Source organism: Devosia sp. P3_B2 (assembly GCF_056402875.1).
In genome coordinates, this window is sequence record NZ_JBFUGO010000003.1 from 336,553 (window position 1) to 353,397 (window position 16,845).

A 16,845-nucleotide genomic window follows, 5' to 3' on the forward strand; every position below is an offset into this window, starting at 1 on the left:
GTGTGCATGCCGGCGCCACGATGCGACGGTAGGGATTCGAGGGATCGCCGAGAGGGCGGCGGGCGGCTATGCGGCGGGATTACGATTCCGCCGACTGGATCGTGCTCGGAAATACTGGGGGACCCATATGACCAAGATCACCGGCATCGAGACGATACGCACCCGAGCCGATGGCACCTGGCTGTTCGTCAAGGTCCTGACCGACCAGCCTGGCCTCTACGGCATCGGCTCGGCCAGCGACCACTATCGGTGCAAGGTGGTGCAGACCGCGATCGAAACAGTCACCCCGTTGCTGATCGGGCGCGATGTCAGCCGCATCGAGGACATCTGGCAGTCGATCTATACCCAGAGCTACTGGCGCAATGACGCCATCGGCAACACCGTGCAGTCCGGCATCGACATGGCCCTGTGGGACATCAAGGGCAAGGAAGCCGGCATGCCGGTCTACCAGCTGCTTGGTGGCAAGACGCGTAGCGCCGTCGCCGCCTATGCCCACGCCCAAGGCAACTCCATCACCGAGCTGGAGGACGACGTCCGCCGCTACTGGGAAGAGGGTTACACCGTCATCCGCTGCCAGCTCGGCAATTATGGCGGCGGCGGCTTCGTCGATCGCGCCAATGCCCGTGGGCCCAAGAACCATTGGCCGCAGGACAAGGCCTTCGACGACGACGCCTATCTCCAGGCGATCCCCGAGATGTTCGCCCACCTGCGCAACAAGCTCGGCTGGGGTCCGAAGTTCACCCACGACGTGCACGAGCACCTCGCGCCGCACAACGCCGTGCAACTGGCCAAGCTACTCGAGCCCTACCGGCTCTACTTCCTCGAGGACCTGCTCTCGCCCGAGCAAGTGCAGTGGTACCGGCTGGTACGCCAGCAATGCGCGACACCGCAGGCGATGGGCGAGCTGTTCATCAATCCGCATGAGTACCTGCCCCTGATCACAGAGCGGCTGATCGACTTCGTGCGCGTGCGCATCTCGAAGGGCGGAGGCATCACCAATGCGCGGAAGATCGCCACACTGTGCGAATGGTTCGGCGTTCAAACCGCCTGGCAGGAGGGCGGCGACAACGACCCGGTCAACCAGATGGCGGCGATGCATGTCGATCTCGCCAGCACGGCCTTTGGCATCCAGGAAGAGAACCACTTCAAGCCCGAGGAATACGAGCTGTTTCCCGGTCACGCCCTGCTCGAAGGCGGGTACCTTTACGGCAACGAGCAGCCGGGCCTCGGCATCGATATCGACGTCAAGAAAGCCCAGGCGCTGCTCGATCCCGACAAGGCGGCCAAGTCCTACTACATGGCTGAAGACCGCCGCCGCGACGGCCAGATCGTCCGTCCCTGATCAGAAGCCGTAGTTCACGCCAAGCTTGACGATATGGAGGTCCTGCTGGGCATCGGCAGAACTGGCGGGCGCGTAGTCGAACTGGCTGCCGAGCGAGACGAAATCGTACTCGATGCCGGCGGTAGCGTTCTCGCTGAAGGCGAATTCGGTCCCGAGCCCCACCGTCCAGCCGGTCGCGATCGCATCGGCCGACATCGGTGGCGCGGGCGGCAGTGGCGCAGTGGGGGTAAGCGTCGAGCGCACCCCGCCCGCGGCCAGGCCGCCCTTGGCGTAGAGCAGCAACGTGTCGGCGGCGTAGCCGACCCGGCCGGTCACCGTGCCGAGCCAGTCGAGGTCGTAGCTGTAGTCGAGGCTGTTGAGCCCATCGGTGGCGCTGCCGCTGCCGCCGATCCAGGTTTTCGCGAGATCGGCCTCGGCGCCCAGCACCAGCACGCCGGCCTCGGCATTGACGCCGGCCCGAATACCGGCCAGCCAGCCGCCCGCTGCGAGATCCAGCGGATCGACCAGACCGCCCGGCTCGGTCAGTGTGACGTCCCCGCTGCCCGCGCCAACGAACATGCCGGCATAGGCGCCTGACCAGTCGTAGCCGGCAGCTGCCGCGATGGCTTCAGGATCGTCGACGATCATGTCGGCAGCTGCAGCTGTGCCGCTCCCGAGGCCCGCAACGGCCAGGAGCATGAGCGCAGAAATTCGCATGGTGTGGCCCCCCATAAGTTCCGCGGTCGCGACCTTAGGACGGGGAGCGTGATGCCGCCGTCATCGAGGGCGGCGAGATAACGGCCGGCGTGGGTGACCACGCCGGCCAATAGATCAAGCGGCGCTGACGCGCCAGATCACGTCACCCACGTCGTCTGCCATCAGCACTGCCCCGTCCGGGCCGATGACGACGCCAACCGGGCGGCCATACGACTCCTTCTCGTCGGGCGACAGGAAGCCGGTGAGGATTTCGCGCGGCGTGCCGGTCGGCTTGCCGTTGGCAAAGGGTACGAAGGCAAGCTTGTAGCCCGAGAGCGTCGAGCGGTTCCACGAGCCGTGCTGGCCGATGGCCATGCCGTTACCGAAGCCGGGGAGCGTCCCCTCGGGCAGCCAGCAGAGCCCGAGCGAGGCGGTGTGGCCACCGAGTGCGAAGTCGGGGGCGATGGCGGAGGCGACCTTGGCCGGATCCTGCGGCACGCGATCGTCAACGATCTTGCCCCAGTACGAGTACGGCCAGCCATAGAAGCCACCATCCTTGACCGAGGTCAGGTAGTCGGGCGGCGTCTCATCGCCGATACCGTCGCGCTCGTTGACCACGGTGAAGAGTTCGCCCGTAGTTGGCTCGAACGCGAGGCCAACCGGGTTGCGAAGGCCGCCGGCGAAGATGCGGCTCTTGCCCGTCGTGAGGTCGAGCTCGTAGATGCAGGCGCGGCCTTCCTCGACCGCCATGCCGGCTTCGCCGATATTGCTCTGCGATCCGACACCGACATAGAGCTTGGTCTGATCGGCGCTGGGGAGCAGGCTGCGGGTCCAGTGGCCGCCCGGCTTGGTGTCCATCAGCTTCTTGCCCGCGGCGGTGATCCGGGTGTCGCCGACCTTGAACGGGTAGGCATAGACGCCGTCGGTATTGCCGACATAGAGCGTCTCGCCGATCAGTTGCATGCCGAAGGGCTGGTTGAGACCCTCGAGCAGGGTGTGCCGCACTTCGGCGACGCCATCACCATCGGCGTCACGCAGCAGCGTGATCCGATTGGGGCTCTCACCCACCGCCGCGGCGCGGCGCATGGTGGTGAAGATCGCGTAGTCGAACGGGGTCTTGATGCCCCCCGGGGTGCTCAGCGCCTCGGCCACCAGCACATCGCCATTGGGCAGCACGTGCATCCAGCGCGGGTGCTTCAGGCCCTTGGCGAAGGCATTGACCTTAAGCCCGGCTGCGGCGGTCGGCTTGTGGTCGCCGGCCCAGCCGCGGGCCGTCGGCATCTTCAGCGTCGGGATGGACTGCGGCCGCGCCTCGGGGATGTCCGGGGCGTTGCCGTAGATTGGATTGCGCTTGGGCTCGTTGAAGCTGCGCGCCAGAATCGCGCCGGCTCCGATCCAGGCAACCACGCGGGCGTAGATATCGGCGAAACTCATGCTGTCCTCTGCATATCACGGCGCGTTGAGCGCGCCGCCCATTGCTGCCGCATACTTGTCTGCGTCACTTGGCGCAACTCGGCGTTACTCGATGCCGGCTGCCTTGAGGTCGGCCCACACATCATCCTGCGGCTCGTAGCCTATCCACTCCCGGGCTTCCTCGAGTTCCCAGGCCATGCCGGTATTGTTCGACATGCCGGAAACCACGATTGCCGGACCCGGCCACTTGCTCGCATCGGCCCTGAGGGCCGCGTCCATCAGTCGGAGGTGATCGCCGTTGGAAAGCCACATGTTGCGGTACCACAGCGCGTTGCGCTTGATCATCACTTCATCGGTTTCGCCGCGATCGCCACCGCCGCTGCCAGCCAGGGTCCGCGCGAGGTTCTCGCCGCGCTGGCACCAGCCGATGCGGGTCGAAACCGCGGTGATGCGGCCCTCGGTCGCCGCGGCGCGGGCAACGCAGACGCGCTCGCCCAGCACCTTGGTGGCACCGTAGGCGGAGCCCCATTTGTAGCCTTCGCTATCGTGGTAGCGCGTGCCGCTGATCTGCGGTGTCGACATCCTGAGCTTGCCGTCGGCCGGTAGCGGCGCGTCCTTGTAGCCGCCCATGGCGTGGTTGGAGGACGCGAAGACGAAGCGGCAGGGCTTGGTGCCACCGCCGGCCTGCTCGAGCAGGTTCGCCGTCATGTCGAACGAGGCGGCCGACTCGGCCCAGCTCGAGGTGGGCGCCGGGTTGGCCGAGGCGTAGTGGACGATGCCGTCGGCGGCCTGCGCCTCCTTGCGCCAGCGTTCGTCGTACGGGTCGGCAAGGTCGGCGACCACCACCCTGGTCTTCTTGCCCGCAGTGAAGGGCTTCACGTCGATGGCGACGATTTCCTCCACCCAGTCCGCTGTTTCCAGGTGCTCCCTGAGCTTACTGCCCAGGTTTCCCGCGCCCCCGGTAATCACTACCCGCATAGTCGTTCCTCCTCGGACGGGGCTGCCCCCGTTCTCTCGATGTCGCGTATAACACCCCCCGCGTCGGTCGTTACAGTGGAGAGCATCATGCAGATCGGTATTGTCGGGTTGGGCCGCATGGGCGGCAATATCGCCAAACGGCTGATGCGCGCCGGGCACGACGTCGCGGTTTACGATATCGACGCGGCCACGCGGGCTGCACTCGGCAATGACGGCGCACGTCCGGCCGAGACGCTCGAGGCCCTGGTCGCCTCGCTGACCGAGAGCCCGCGTGCCATCTGGGTGATGCTGCCGGCCGGCAAGATCACCGAGGGTACCATCGCCCACCTCGCCTCCTGCCTCGCGCCGGGCGACATCCTGATCGATGGCGGGAACTCCTACTACAAGGACGACATCCGCCGCGCCGCCGAGCTGCAGAAGACCGGCATTCGCTATGTCGATGTCGGCACCTCGGGCGGCGTGTGGGGGCTGGAGCGCGGCTATTGCCTGATGATCGGCGGCGAGAAGGCGGCAGTCGACCACCTCGATCCGATCTTTGCAGCGCTGGCGCCTGGCAAGGGCGAGATCGAGGAGACGCCGGGCCGTAGTGGCTTCGACCCCCGTGTCGAGCAGGGCTACATCCATGCCGGGCCGGCCGGCGCCGGACACTTCGTCAAGATGGTCCACAACGGCATCGAGTACGGCATGATGCAGGCCTATGCCGAGGGCTTCAACATCCTCGAAAGCAAGAATGCCGAGGTGCTGCCGCCGGGCGAGCGCTTCGAGCTCAACGTCGCCGATATCGCCGAAGTCTGGCGGCGCGGTTCGGTGGTGACCTCATGGCTGCTGGATCTATCGGCGATCGCGCTGGCGAAGGACCCCAAGCTCGAGGCTTTCTCCGGCCACGTGGCGGATTCCGGCGAAGGCCGTTGGACGGTCGAGGCAGCGATCGAGGAAGCCGTACCGGCCGAGGTGCTGACCGCCGCGTTGTTCACCCGCTTCCGCTCGCGCCAGGAGCATAACTTCGCCGAGAAGATGCTGTCTGCGATGCGGCTCGGCTTCGGCGGCCACAAGGAACAGAACTAGGGCGCTTTGTCCGCCATCGCGGTGCAGAGGTTGGTGACGCCGGCGAACTGCGCCAGCTGTTCGTCGTTGGGCTTGGGCGCGGCAACTGCTTCCCACAGGTTGTCCTTTTCCACCTGCTCGACAGCGCAAGCGCAATAGCGCTCGCAGCGCGCCGCGTCCGAACCGGCGGCGAGGCAGCTCTGCGTGCAGCTCTGCACGAACGCCTGCGCCTCTGTGAGCACCGGCGGCGAGAGCACCGGCGCTTGCAACTGCGCCAGCCCGAAGAATACCGCGATGATCAGCGGCTGGTGCAGCACGTAGATCGGCAGGCTCCAGCGCCCCATGAAGGCGAGCCCGCGGGCCAGAGGCTCGCTGCTGTGGAAATGCCCCAGATCCTCGGCAAGCGGCGAGGCGAGGATCAGCCGCATGGCGGCCATACCGAGCAGCACGACGCCGAACCACGGGAAGATCGGCACCACGTCGCTGGTCGGCGGCGAGGTTGGCCAGAACCCGATCCAGCCGAGCTCGCGGCTCGAAAACACCGGGTCGTTGTAGAGGAAATTGGCGGCGATCACCGCGACGCCAATCGCCGCGACAAGCCACGGCGGCAGCCGGAGGAACGCGAGCCCCATCAACGAGAAAAGCGCGATCGCGTGCAGCACCCCGAAGAACACGAAGAAGTCGGGGAACATCCAGTAGGTGCCCGCCGTGACCAGCAGCGCACAGGCAACGAGGATGCCGAAGCGCCGCCAGAACTTGTTCCAGCGGATGGCCTTGCCATGCGCCAGCACCAGGCCCGCCCCGACCAACAGCAGGAAGCTCGAGACGATCGACTTCTGGAAGATCACCCAGCCGAGTTCGGTGGTGACGTCCACATTCGAGTAGCCGAAATAGTAGAGGTCCCAGGCGACGTGGAAGACGACCATGGCGATGATCGCCACGCCGCGCAGCAGATCGAGCAGCTGGTAGCGGGGACGCGTCCCGCTGCTCAGGTCAAGACTCACCCGCTTCGTCCCCCGGTTTCGATTTCCGCGACCATAGTGGAACGGCGCCGCCGCTCAAGCGTCGAACTAGCCGCGACCGCGATAGCCGGGTACGCCCTGCTCAGGCAACCACAGGTTGGCCGGTGCCGCGCCGGTCTGCCAGAACACATCGATGGGAATGCCGCCGCGCGGATACCAGTAGCCGCCGATCCGCAGCCACCGCGGCGCAAGCGCGTCGACCAGGCGCTTCGCTATGTCGACCGTCGTTGCTTCGTGGAAAGCGCCGTGGTTGCGGTACGAGAACATGAACAGCTTCAGCGATTTCGACTCGATCATCCACTGGTCGGCGACGTAGTCGATGACCAGATGCGCGAAATCCGGCTGCCCGGTGATCGGGCAGAGCGCGGTGAACTCCGGCACGGTGAAGCGGATCAGGTAGTCGATATCCGGGTGCGGGTTGGGCACCCGATCGAGCACGGCACTGGCCGGATCGAGAGGAATCTCGGCCGGGCGGCCGAGAACGGAAGTATCCATTTGCGTCTCTCCAATGTCGCGCCCGGCAGGTGACCGGGGACGGGAGGTTTCGGGCTGCAGCCGGTAAGGAACCGGCGCGGCGCCTCCCATACGCGCGCCCCGCCGGTGCGGCCAGCGAAATCGTGCGCTTCGCATCGTCGCAAAGCTCGGCTACCATTCCCGCATGTGTACGGGCAGGTTGAGTTGATGGAGCAGATTCTCGTGGCAGCGGCGACGCTGCCAGTCAGTGTGTTGGGACCACGGGCGGTATTGGTCAGCGAGGGAGCACGCACCGGCAAGCTCTACATCCTGAAGTCCGGCGATCTCGAGGTGCTGCGTAACGGCAGTACCGTCGCCGCGATCGGCGATCCCGGCTCGGTGATCGGCGACATGTCGGCGCTGCTCGATTTGCCGCATTCGGCAACCGTCAGGACGCGCAACGGCGCGGAGGTGCACGTCGCTGACGACGCCGACGCATTCCTCGACGCTCACCCCGCGGCGGCGCGGCACATCGCGAAGCTCCTGGCGGCGCGGCTGCACAAGACCACGGCGTTGCTGGTCGATATGCGCAAGCAAGCCAAGGTCCGCGAGGACCAGGACATGTTCGACAAGATCTTCGCTCTACTCGAATAGCAGGAGTTGGATTGGTGGCGGGTCAAGAGACGGAAAGCTGGCTGAAGTTCGATTTCTTTCCCGCTGGCACTGAACTCATTGTGCAGGGCGGGCAGGCCGGCGGCAGCATCATGGTGCTGAAGGAAGGCGAGGTCGAAGTGCTGCGCGACGGCAAGTTCGTCTCCACCATCAAACAGCCCGGCGCCATCTTCGGCGAAATGAGCGTGCTGCTGGAGCGGCCGCATTCGGCGACGGTGCGCGCCGTCACCGACGTGCAGCTCTATGTCATCAATGATGCGCTCACCGTGCTCGAGGCGCACCCGTCGTGGCTGCTGCAGATCGCGCGGCTGCTGGCGCAGCGCGTCAACGCCACCACCGCTCAACTGGTGGCGTTGCGCAGCCGCGAGGGCGAGGAGAATGACGTCCTCGTGCTCCCCACCAACGTCTTCTCCTCCTGGGCGGATCCGCAGATATGACCGACAAGCCGAAGCTCGCCATCACCTACTGCACGCAATGCAACTGGCTGTTGCGCGCCGCCTGGATGGCGCAGGAAGTGCTCTCGACCTTCAGCCTCGAGATGGGCGAGGTGACGCTGGTGCCCGGCACCGGCGGCATCTTCGAGATCCATCTCGACGGTGTGCTGATCTGGGAGCGCAAGCGCGACGGCGGCTTCCCCGATGCCAAGCAGATCAAGCAGTTGGTGCGCGACCGGATCGATCCGGGCCGAGACCTCGGCCACATCGATCATCCGCATGGCCCCGCCGCCAAGCACGGGCATTCCTGATATCCGGCGTCCTTCAGCACCCTGTTTCAGAAAATTCAGTTGAGGCCGCAAGAGCCTGCCGGATATGGTCCCGCCAATGCCGGCAGGGGTAATATTGGCCGGCCACAGCCATTGTGGGAGAAAGCCGCCTCATGAAATCCTTCATCACCCTGCTTGCCGCGCCGTTGCTGGCGCTCGGCCTCGCGCTGCCCGTCCATGCCCAGGGCCTGCCCGATCTCGGTGGCCGCACCATCAAGGCGGTGACCGAGAACGCCTATTACCCGCTGAACTTCGCCGACAAGTCGGGCGCCGGCATCGGGCTCGAATATGACGTGATCAACGAGGTGGCGAAGCGCCTCAATGCCAAGGTCGAGTGGAACCTCTCGGCCTGGGACGTGATGATCGAGGCAGTGCGGACCGCGCAGTTCGACATCGGCGCCGACGGCATCACCATCAATGCCGAGCGCGAGGAGCAGATCGACTTTACCAAGCCCTTCATCACGGTCGAGCAGTACTTCCTCGTGCGCGGCGACGAAGCCCGCATCACCGGCATCCAGAGCTTCAAGGACGACACCAGCCTGCTGTTCGGCGCACAGGCCGGCACCTCGGCGTTCTACACCGCGATCTACGATGTGCTCGATGGCGACGAGGCCAACCCGCGGGTGAAGCTGTTCGACACCTTCGGCGCTTCGGTGCAGGCGCTGAAATCCGGTGACGTCGATGCCGTCATCGCCGACCAGTCAGCCGCCGCCGGCTACATCGGCGCCGATCCGGGTGCCTTCAAGCAGGTCGGCGAACCGATCAAGTCCGAGCCGCTCGGCTTCATCCTGACGCCGGGTTCCGACCTGGTGGCGCCGTTCAACGCAGCCCTCGACCAAATGCAGGCCGACGGCACGCTCGATACCCTGATCAAGAAGTGGTTCTTCGAGTACGGCCAGCAGAACTCGTAAGCGATCATCGGGACGCGCATTCACAGGCGCGTCCCCTTTCCATGCCGGCATCCCCCGACAAACGCATTGCTGAGTTCCCGTGGTGGCTGCTGGCCATCGCGCTGCTCGGGCTGACTATCCTCTGGGCCATCATCGCCGACGAGGGCTATGCCGAGATCTTCTCGGTGCTGACCAAAGGCGTGGTGACGACGCTGTGGGTGACCTTCGTCGCCTTCGGCCTCGCCGGCATCCTCGGGCTGCTGGTGGCGCTCGCACGAACGTCCGGCAATCCGTGGCTCAGCCAGATCGCCACCTTCTACGTCGAGATCATCCGCGGCGTGCCGATCCTCGTGGCGCTGTTCTATGTTGCGTTCGTCGGCGCCCCGGCGATGGTCGTCGCCGCGAACTGGGTGCTGACGCCGCTGCTGCAGGCCGAGCTGATCGAGCCGCTGACCGTCCGCAATTTCGATTTCACCTGGCGCGCCATCGTGGCGCTCACGGTGTGCTACTCGGCCTTCATCGCCGAAATCTTCCGCGCCGGCATCGAAGCGGTGGACCGTGGGCAAATCGAGGCGGCCAAGGCACTCGGCCTCTCCCGCTGGAACACCTTCCGCCACATCGTCGCCCCGCAGGCGCTGCGCACCATCCTGCCACCGCTCGGCAACGACTTCATCTCGATGATCAAGGACTCTGCCCTCGTCTCGGCGCTCGGCGTGCAGGACATCACCCAGCTGGGCAAGGTCTACTCATCAGGCAGCTTCAAGTTCTTCGAGACCTACAACGTCGTGGCGTTCCTCTACCTCACCATGACCATCTCGCTGTCATTGCTGGTGCGGCTGCTCGAGAAGCGGTTGAAACAATCGGAGCGCCAGTAGTTGCGCGGGGCTGCTAGGGTTCCCACATCACGCCCGTCCGCAACTCGAACCCCTGGACCTGCAGCATGATCAAGCGCCTTGCCTCCCTCGGCCTCGCCCTCGTCCTCACCGGCGCGCTCGCAGCGTGCGGCAACAACAACGGCACCAATGTCGGCAGCGTTGGGGTCGACTGGACCGGCAACGATATCAGCGTCGAGGCGGTGGCTGATCCCGAGGTGAAGGGTGTCGTCTGCCACGTCGCGTACTTCAACCGCTCGCTGATCGACCGGCTGCAGCAGGGCAACTGGTTCGAGGATCCGTCCTACTCGGCGGTCGACTGCACCGCGGCTGGGCCGATCACGGTGGGCAAGATCAACACCAACAAGGGCGGCGAGGAAATCTTCCAGCAGTCCCGTTCGCTGATCTGGAAGAGCCTGCGCGTGTCGCGCATCTACGATGCCGAGAACAACTCGCTGATCTACCTCGCCCACGCGCGCGAGTTGCAGCAGGGCTCGGGCAAGATGTCGCTGTCGGTGGTGCCGCTCACCGGGCTCGACGTCACGTGGACCAACGGGGCTCCGAAAGGCGCCGCGACCGCCCCGGCGGCGTCCGCCGGCACCGCGGCAGGCGGCGTCTGAGGTCGTTCAAACCCTAATCAAACCCGACCGATCCGGGCAACGCCGAGGCAATGCCTCGACGCGCAGTCTCGCCTGGATGCCCGCAATGGGGCGTGGGAGGCACGATCATGTTCAGCTGGCTGCCGCCGCTACAGCAAGGTGCAGCGATCATCGGCGTCGCGCTGCTGCTGATCGTCGTGATCTTCCTCATTGCCCGGGTCGCGCGGGTGAGCCAGCCCCTGGCGCTCGCCCTCGCCGTGACGCCGCCGATGGCGCTCGCCGTGGTGCTCGAGCGCAGCCTGGCCAGCGGGCTCATCTAGCCCTATCACGCTGATTTTGCTGCTGGCCCCGCTGCTGCGGAAGCGGTTACCCAGCCTTGACGCCAAAACACAAAAGGATTTCATGCGGCGCAGTCGTAATCGACTGGGCTGCGTCGGATATTCGTCGACGCGCCTGCGCCAGAAGCGGCGACGATCCGCACCAAGGAGTTCATCATGGCAATTCTCATCGGCGATACCGCCCCCGATTTCGAGGCGGAGACCACCGAAGGTCGCATCCGCTTCCACGACTACATCGACGGCAGCTGGGCCGTGCTGTTTTCGCACCCCAAGAATTTCACGCCCGTCTGCACCACCGAGCTCGGCTACACCGCCAAGCTGAAGCCCGAATTCGACAAGCGCGGCGTCAAGGTGCTGGGTCTGTCGGTCGACAAGCTCGAGAACCACGCCGGCTGGGCCGCCGATATCGCCGAGACGCAGGGCGCAACGCTGAACTTCCCGCTGATCTCGGATGTCGAGGGTGAGGTCGCCCGCAAGTACGACATGATCCACCCCAATGCCGACAATTCCCTGACGGTGCGTTCCGTCTTCGTCATCGGGCCGGACAAGAAGGTGAAGCTCAAGATCGAGTACCCGGCCTCCACCGGCCGCAACTTCGACGAGATTCTCCGCGTCATCGACAGCCTGCAGCTGACCGCCAAGCACCAGGTCGCGACCCCGGTGAACTGGAAGGCAGGTGAGGACGTGATCATCGTCACCGCCGTCACCGACGAGGCAGCGCGCGAAAAGTACCCGGAAGGCTGGAAGACGCTGAAGCCCTACCTGCGCATCGTCCCGCAGCCGCGCGCCTGACCTCGCGTCATCACGGCATTCGAGCGGGCGGTCCTTGATCTGGTCGCGTGATCGAACCGGAAAAGTCTGCAACTTTTCCTGATCACGCTCCAGTCGGGCCGCCCGCTTTGCATCAGGCGTTGCCGCGCAGCGCCCGGTTGATCGCGCCGAGCAGCATGACGATGCGGCCCAGCCCCATCAGCGCCAGTCCGCCGACGAATGGCAGCACCGCCCATTCCAGCAGCCGGGCAGCATCCACAAGCGTCCCGAGCAGGTCGGAGCCGGGCGCATCGAGCGCGGTGTTGATCATCTGGATCAGGCCCGGCGCTCCGAAGCCCGCCACGATGATCGTAGCCAGCACCGCAATCAGTCCAACGACATAAAGCAATCCTGCAACCATTCTCGCCCCCTCATGGCCCAATGGTCGACAGTTAAGAAGTCCTGAACGACTTCGTCAACGTCCGCTCAAATTCCCAGCTCTGCCCTGAGCTTGCGCGTCAGCTTGCTGGCGATCAGCCGGTGCGACTCACGGATATAGCCCTCGGCCAGCTCCTGCTCGAGTGCGCCGGGCGTCACCCGCACCCACTGGCGCTTAGCGAAATAGGCCGCCTGCGCGATGCCGTCGAGGTCGGTCAGGCCGTCGAAGGCGATCTCGCCGACCTTGAACACCAAATCGCCCGAGCTGTCGCCTAGCAGGCAGAACACCTTGCCGCCGACCTTGGCGACCAGCGCCTCCCACTGCTCGTGCAGCGTCACGGCGGGCAGCCCCGTAACGAAAGCGGTGTACCCGTCGCGCTCATGCAGTTTCAAAGTCGCCGGCCCTCAGATCTGGTCGTGCCGGACAAACAGTCGCGTCTTCCGCGACCTCCCGGCCCAGGCCAACAGCGCTCCCGGAACGGCGAGCACGGCCCAACCCGGGAACGCAAGGATCGCTTCGGACACCGGCTCGAGCACCATGCCGAAAAACCGGCCGGCAAGAAACTCCCGCACGGTCGCAAGGCTGTCGGCGTTGAGCCAGGTCCAGTTCTCGCTGAGCGAGGTGAACACCAACTGGCTGGCGCCGAGCGAACGCGTGCCGTCGATGATCAAGAGGATCAACGCCACACCAAGGAGCCAGGTGCCCAAAAGCCTGATAAAGAGCCGCATCGAGGTTCGTCGCGTCCGCATGCGCCAAGCGGTTCCCGATTGCCCCGCCGGCTGCTTCGCTCCTTTTGCCACGCCGCCCGCGCCGCAGACAAGACAACTCTGCCGGCCATCACGCAGCAATCGATCGCAGTGCGCCGCCGACGACGTTATGTGCCTTGCGGACACGACGTCGATGAGTATATTGCGCCCGCTCCGGCAGGCTCAGGCCCCGGACACGCAGACCCGGGCCCGCCCGGCCCGCTGCATGCGGAGAGATGGCCGAGTGGTCGAAGGCGCACGCCTGGAAAGTGTGTAGGCGGGGAACCGTCTCAAGGGTTCGAATCCCTTTCTCTCCGCCAGCGGCACACAAATCGCTGGACGATCAGAACCTTAGCTGTAATCAATGAGTTAGCGCCGCCCGATTGGTACACACGGGTGGTACATATGGTCCTCACGATGGCGCGCCCCTGGAAGCATCCGGACACCGGCATCTAGTGGTTTCGGAAACGCGTGCCGGACGCGCTGCGTGCCGTTGTCGGCAAGCGCGAGGAACGCTTCAGCCTCAAGACCAGAGAGCCGGAGGAGGCGAAGCGCCTTCATGCGGCCGCGCTGCTCGAGGTCGAGACGCGTTGGGCCAACCTTGCGCAACCTGAGCGAAGCATCTCCGAGCGCGAGGCAATGGATATAGCTCGGCCAGCGTACGAATGGCTCAGGGGCCAATATGCCGACAATCCGTCGCAGCAGACCCTGTGGGATCCGATGCTCTACGAGGAGCTGTTTGCCTCTCCACCGCCCTTCGCAGCCGGAATGACCCTCAGCGAGTTCTTGCTGGCGCCCCGGAGATGACGCCGCAGAAGCAGATGATGCTGAGGCTACTGGACGAGAGGACCGATGAGCTGATTCAGCGGTCGGGCAAGGGGATCCGCAACGTCGCCGTTCCCGCCATCATTTCCAACGATAGCCTCAAAGCCGCACGGGAAGGCCGCACGGGGACGGCGCCAGCATGTCCGATTAGATGGCCGCCATTTCGAACGTGAACCGCAGCCCTCGCAACGAGATTGACCGATCGCCGGGTTACCGAGGGACTTCGTATCGGCGAATAGAGGTGTCCCAGATCCAAACCGATCCATCCCCATGGGCGACGTAGCCAAGCCCACCCTTGCCCAGATAGCGCCGCGCTACCGCGTTGGAAGCGGGATCGATCTGTAGTAACGGCGCGATGCCAGTGATCGATAGCCAGACGGCGTTGTCGCCGTATGCGATCATGCCGGTGTAGCTGGGTGATGTCGTTGCGATGGTCGCCAGAACAGCACCGGTTGACCCGTCGATCCGCTGTACGGTGCCGTCGGCCGCGTTCACGACCCATACGGAGCCGCTCCCCACTGCCATGAACTTGGGTGATTGCCCAAGTTCGATCGTCGCGACGATGTCATTGGTCGTCGGGTCGATGCGTAGAGTTCGTTCCCGCTCATGGCGGTAACCCAAACCGAACCATAGCCAACGATCACGCCGCCACCGCCGAATGGAAGTGCGATCTTTGCTTCGATGGCCCCGTTCGAGGCATCGAGACGGGTAAGCATCTTCTCGAAGTTCTCGGAGGTAACGACCCAGACCGATCCAAAGCCGACATCGAACTGGCCTTGCACCGACAACATCGGCACCGCGAACTCATCGATAACCGTGTTCGTTTCAGGATCGATCTTGAAGACGACACTTTTTCCGGCGTCCGCTACCCATATGGCGCCCTCACCGGAAGCGACCCCTCGCTGTCGAAAGCTGGCATCGGGCAGAACGATCTCGTCTACTTCGTTAGTTTCAGGATCAACCCGTATTAGCTCGCTCCCACCTCGACATGCCCACAGCGCATCAAAGGCAAACTCCAGGCTAGCTGCCTCGCCTGCGTGTAGGGGGATTTCTGTCTCGCGGACGAGAGTCTCAATGGGCAAGTCCTCAGTGGCCAACGCCTCTGCCAAGCCTGCCATGGTCAAGAGCAGTCCCCACGTGATTGCGTAGCCTGCGGTGGCAAGTCGTGTCAGGCCTCTCCTCCGTGTCGGTTTGGACAGGGAAGATGCTTGAGCCCGAGCGAGCGTGGAACCGATGGGGCGTTGTCCGAGATCACTGACCGCGCCATTGCAAAGAAGCACCGACGCGCTGCGATCGAGGGAAACGGCCGATTAAGCGTGCCGCCCGGACGCGACTCAATAATAGCGCGCCCAGCCAGCAGGCAACAACGGGCTTGCTATTTTGGATCGGCGGCAGGCGCCGATCACACGCCACGCGGGCCTGACACAAACGAAGGACTCTGCCAACGTCCGCTGCTGGCCCAAAGCTGTCGTCAGCAGGGGAGCCGTCTAGAGTGCTGCACTGGTTCTCGAAGCGCCGGCGTCGGATCCGGTCCCAGAGCGCGGACCATCGATGCCGACGAGCAGGCGCGACCGTTGCTGGCGATGATCTACAGACTTAAGACATTCGCGCCGATACCCGGGTCAATGCGGCGTTCTAAAGTTATCTCGTGAACGGTAATCGTGACTTCCAAGGATCCGCCCCCGCCTGAGGTGGGTGTGAAAGAGCCCGCTAAGCGTCTTTCTTCATTTCAACGCGAATGCCGTGAAGAGTCTGGTCGGATCCATTGAACACGCGCCCGGCGGGTTGCGGCGCCATGTGTACGACGAGGCAGCCCTTGCCATTCCAAGCGTTGGCAGCCTGGATGACATCGCGATTAGGTGGCAGTTCAGTTCCATCGGGCGCCACGTCGACTACCGGTGGCTTAATGGCGTCGAAAACAAAGATCGAAGGCCAACGATGATGATGCACCGGCTCTTCATCATTTGGCTCGAGCGTTACCTCAATGACGCGGATATTCTCGTTCTCGAACAATACTTTGTGGTGCTTCGGTGCGGCGACTACCGCATCGAGAGCTGGATCCCAAGTCGAGGGATCGTCGATACTGTTTTGCAAGTTCATCTCAACCTCCCCTTGTCGAACGCTAACTCTTTACATCTGGATTCCGATATTTGGAATATATCTGACACGCCACCCTGGCGTCATTGCTTGGTCGCGTGACGCCAACCTCAAGGAGGGCGAGTTCGGTCCGCCCATGGTGTTGTTCCAGGCAAGCGACGTGCCGAGTGCGGCCCCGCCATCTCGGCAGGCCGCATGCGATGGGCTCCCCTTAGCGTCGCCAAAACCGTCCGCCGCTTCCGCGCTGCACTAGGCCGATAATGACGAGAAGGATCACCGCACCAATCGTGGCACTCACGACTGCCGCCACCATCCCAGTTCCCAAAGCGATGCCGAGTTGCGGGAGTAACCAGCTGCCGATCAGTGCCCCAACAACGCCGACCGCCATGTTCCCCATTAGGCCGAGACCCGAGCCCCTGACAATCAGGCCGGCCAGCCATCCCGCTATCAGACCCACGAGGAGGATGACCAATAGGCTTTCAGTGCTCATTTGCTGTGTTCTCCAAACCATTGCGCCCCACAGGGAAGTAAAAGCCGCCCCGCAGGTGGCGGAGCGGCGACAGTATCCCCGAGGGCGTGGGGTCTGCTGACCAGAACGGTCACGCTCAGCAACGATCGGGCGAATGCTTTCGTTCCGGTCGCTGCTAATTCACCTGTACTGATTGCCTCGGTACCAAACTAAGCTCTGAGGGGGCCGCTGACGGCTCGCCCGAAGCGCTGCAAGCAATTGCTGCCTGCGTGCACCCGGTTTAGCGACGCTGGTTCGATCATTACGCTCCCGCGGGAGCATCTAAATCGCGTCAGGGACGTTGTGGATGCCGCCATGAAGCCCACAACCACATCTAGCCGCATCAGCCGACTGATCTACCGCCTCGCAGACTTCCTCGCAGACTGGCGAGGGTTCATTGCCACTTTTCTTGCCCTGAT

General features: G+C 64.3%; 22 protein-coding genes, 1 tRNA gene and 1 pseudogene. 12 read left to right on the forward strand and 12 right to left on the reverse strand.

What is annotated here, in order from left to right; translation table 11 throughout:
- Positions 1-127: 127 nt before the first annotated feature.
- Positions 128-1,342: an enolase C-terminal domain-like protein gene (locus AC1DV8_RS07165; protein WP_477156980.1), complete on the forward strand. Its 1,215-nt coding sequence runs from the start codon at positions 128-130 to the stop codon at positions 1,340-1,342.
- Here the strand turns inward: AC1DV8_RS07165 and AC1DV8_RS07170 are convergent, their stop codons facing one another.
- The 3 genes from AC1DV8_RS07170 to AC1DV8_RS07180 form a co-directional block, all read right to left on the reverse strand.
- Positions 1,343-2,038, reverse strand: coding sequence for an outer membrane protein (locus tag AC1DV8_RS07170; RefSeq protein ID WP_477156981.1), 696 nt, complete (start codon positions 2,036-2,038; stop codon positions 1,343-1,345).
- A 114-nt stretch (positions 2,039-2,152) separates the two neighbouring features.
- Positions 2,153-3,451: a PQQ-dependent sugar dehydrogenase gene (locus tag AC1DV8_RS07175; protein ID WP_477151438.1), complete on the reverse strand. Its 1,299-nt coding sequence runs from the start codon at positions 3,449-3,451 to the stop codon at positions 2,153-2,155.
- 84 nt (positions 3,452-3,535) lie between these two features.
- Positions 3,536-4,408 (reverse strand): NAD-dependent epimerase/dehydratase family protein, encoded by an 873-nt coding sequence (locus AC1DV8_RS07180; protein ID WP_477151437.1) that lies wholly within the window; start codon positions 4,406-4,408, stop codon positions 3,536-3,538.
- Positions 4,409-4,495: 87 nt separating this feature from the next.
- Here AC1DV8_RS07180 and gnd point away from each other — a divergent pair, with 87 nt between their 5' ends.
- The gene (gene gnd / locus AC1DV8_RS07185; RefSeq protein WP_477151436.1) at positions 4,496-5,473 is read left to right on the forward strand and encodes a phosphogluconate dehydrogenase (NAD(+)-dependent, decarboxylating); all 978 of its coding nucleotides are present in this window, start codon (positions 4,496-4,498) and stop codon (positions 5,471-5,473) included.
- Here the strand turns inward: gnd and AC1DV8_RS07190 are convergent.
- Both AC1DV8_RS07190 and queF read right to left on the reverse strand, forming a co-directional pair.
- On the reverse strand, positions 5,470-6,456 hold the full coding sequence (locus AC1DV8_RS07190; RefSeq protein WP_477151435.1) for an acetyltransferase domain-containing protein: 987 nt from the start codon (positions 6,454-6,456) through the stop codon (positions 5,470-5,472). The genes gnd and AC1DV8_RS07190 overlap by 4 nt on opposite strands.
- Positions 6,457-6,522: 66 nt before the next feature.
- A complete protein-coding gene (gene queF, locus AC1DV8_RS07195; protein ID WP_477156982.1) occupies positions 6,523-6,969 on the reverse strand; it encodes a preQ(1) synthase in 447 nt (148 codons plus the stop codon).
- Positions 6,970-7,155: 186 nt separating this feature from the next.
- Between queF and AC1DV8_RS07200 the strand changes: the two genes are divergently transcribed.
- From AC1DV8_RS07200 to AC1DV8_RS07235, 8 genes are all read left to right on the forward strand, one after another.
- A complete protein-coding gene (locus tag AC1DV8_RS07200; protein ID WP_477151433.1) occupies positions 7,156-7,581 on the forward strand; it encodes a cyclic nucleotide-binding domain-containing protein in 426 nt (141 codons plus the stop codon).
- A 14-nt stretch (positions 7,582-7,595) separates the two neighbouring features.
- The gene (locus tag AC1DV8_RS07205; RefSeq protein WP_477151432.1) at positions 7,596-8,036 is read left to right on the forward strand and encodes a Crp/Fnr family transcriptional regulator; all 441 of its coding nucleotides are present in this window, start codon (positions 7,596-7,598) and stop codon (positions 8,034-8,036) included.
- Complete coding sequence (locus AC1DV8_RS07210; protein ID WP_477151431.1) at positions 8,033-8,344, forward strand: Rdx family protein; 312 nt, start codon at positions 8,033-8,035, stop codon at positions 8,342-8,344. Before AC1DV8_RS07205 ends, AC1DV8_RS07210 begins: the two co-directional genes overlap by 4 nt.
- Before the next feature lie 131 nt (positions 8,345-8,475).
- On the forward strand, positions 8,476-9,273 hold the full coding sequence (locus tag AC1DV8_RS07215) for a substrate-binding periplasmic protein (protein WP_477151430.1): 798 nt from the start codon (positions 8,476-8,478) through the stop codon (positions 9,271-9,273).
- A 41-nt stretch (positions 9,274-9,314) separates the two neighbouring features.
- Positions 9,315-10,127, forward strand: a complete 813-nt coding sequence (locus AC1DV8_RS07220; RefSeq protein WP_477156983.1) for an amino acid ABC transporter permease — start codon at positions 9,315-9,317, stop codon at positions 10,125-10,127.
- 65 nt (positions 10,128-10,192) lie between these two features.
- Positions 10,193-10,744 (forward strand): CreA family protein, encoded by a 552-nt coding sequence (locus AC1DV8_RS07225; RefSeq protein ID WP_477156984.1) that lies wholly within the window; start codon positions 10,193-10,195, stop codon positions 10,742-10,744.
- Positions 10,745-10,851: 107 nt separating this feature from the next.
- Positions 10,852-11,043, forward strand: a complete 192-nt coding sequence (locus tag AC1DV8_RS07230; protein ID WP_477151427.1) for a hypothetical protein — start codon at positions 10,852-10,854, stop codon at positions 11,041-11,043.
- A 174-nt stretch (positions 11,044-11,217) separates the two neighbouring features.
- Positions 11,218-11,853, forward strand: coding sequence for a peroxiredoxin (locus tag AC1DV8_RS07235; protein ID WP_477151426.1), 636 nt, complete (start codon positions 11,218-11,220; stop codon positions 11,851-11,853).
- 112 nt (positions 11,854-11,965) lie between these two features.
- On the opposite strand, the gene AC1DV8_RS07240 is transcribed toward AC1DV8_RS07235, so the two are convergent.
- The 3 genes from AC1DV8_RS07240 to AC1DV8_RS07250 form a co-directional block, all read right to left on the reverse strand.
- Positions 11,966-12,232: a hypothetical protein gene (locus AC1DV8_RS07240; RefSeq protein ID WP_477151425.1), complete on the reverse strand. Its 267-nt coding sequence runs from the start codon at positions 12,230-12,232 to the stop codon at positions 11,966-11,968.
- Positions 12,233-12,297: 65 nt separating this feature from the next.
- Positions 12,298-12,642, reverse strand: a complete 345-nt coding sequence (locus AC1DV8_RS07245; RefSeq protein ID WP_477156985.1) for an MmcQ/YjbR family DNA-binding protein — start codon at positions 12,640-12,642, stop codon at positions 12,298-12,300.
- 12 nt (positions 12,643-12,654) lie between these two features.
- Positions 12,655-12,978, reverse strand: a complete 324-nt coding sequence (locus tag AC1DV8_RS07250) for a hypothetical protein (RefSeq protein WP_477156986.1) — start codon at positions 12,976-12,978, stop codon at positions 12,655-12,657.
- A 248-nt stretch (positions 12,979-13,226) separates the two neighbouring features.
- On the opposite strand from AC1DV8_RS07250, the gene AC1DV8_RS07255 reads away from it, so the two are divergent.
- Both AC1DV8_RS07255 and AC1DV8_RS07260 read left to right on the forward strand, forming a co-directional pair.
- A tRNA-Ser gene (locus AC1DV8_RS07255) sits at positions 13,227-13,316 on the forward strand.
- A gap of 148 nt (positions 13,317-13,464) precedes the next feature.
- Positions 13,465-13,803: pseudogene (locus AC1DV8_RS07260) on the forward strand (DUF6538 domain-containing protein); the annotation flags it as partial.
- 228 nt (positions 13,804-14,031) lie between these two features.
- Here the strand turns inward: AC1DV8_RS07260 and AC1DV8_RS07265 are convergent.
- From AC1DV8_RS07265 to AC1DV8_RS07280, 4 genes are all read right to left on the reverse strand, one after another.
- Complete coding sequence (locus AC1DV8_RS07265) at positions 14,032-14,316, reverse strand: hypothetical protein (protein ID WP_477156987.1); 285 nt, start codon at positions 14,314-14,316, stop codon at positions 14,032-14,034.
- Complete coding sequence (locus AC1DV8_RS07270; RefSeq protein WP_477156988.1) at positions 14,313-14,945, reverse strand: NHL repeat-containing protein; 633 nt, start codon at positions 14,943-14,945, stop codon at positions 14,313-14,315. The genes AC1DV8_RS07265 and AC1DV8_RS07270 overlap by 4 nt, the downstream gene beginning before the upstream one ends.
- A 586-nt stretch (positions 14,946-15,531) precedes the next feature.
- Entirely contained in the window at positions 15,532-15,921 is a 390-nt protein-coding gene (locus AC1DV8_RS07275) for a hypothetical protein (RefSeq protein ID WP_477156989.1), read from the reverse strand.
- Positions 15,922-16,129: 208 nt separating this feature from the next.
- On the reverse strand, positions 16,130-16,408 hold the full coding sequence (locus AC1DV8_RS07280) for a GlsB/YeaQ/YmgE family stress response membrane protein (RefSeq protein ID WP_477151398.1): 279 nt from the start codon (positions 16,406-16,408) through the stop codon (positions 16,130-16,132).
- Between the last annotated feature and the right edge of the window lie 437 nt (positions 16,409-16,845).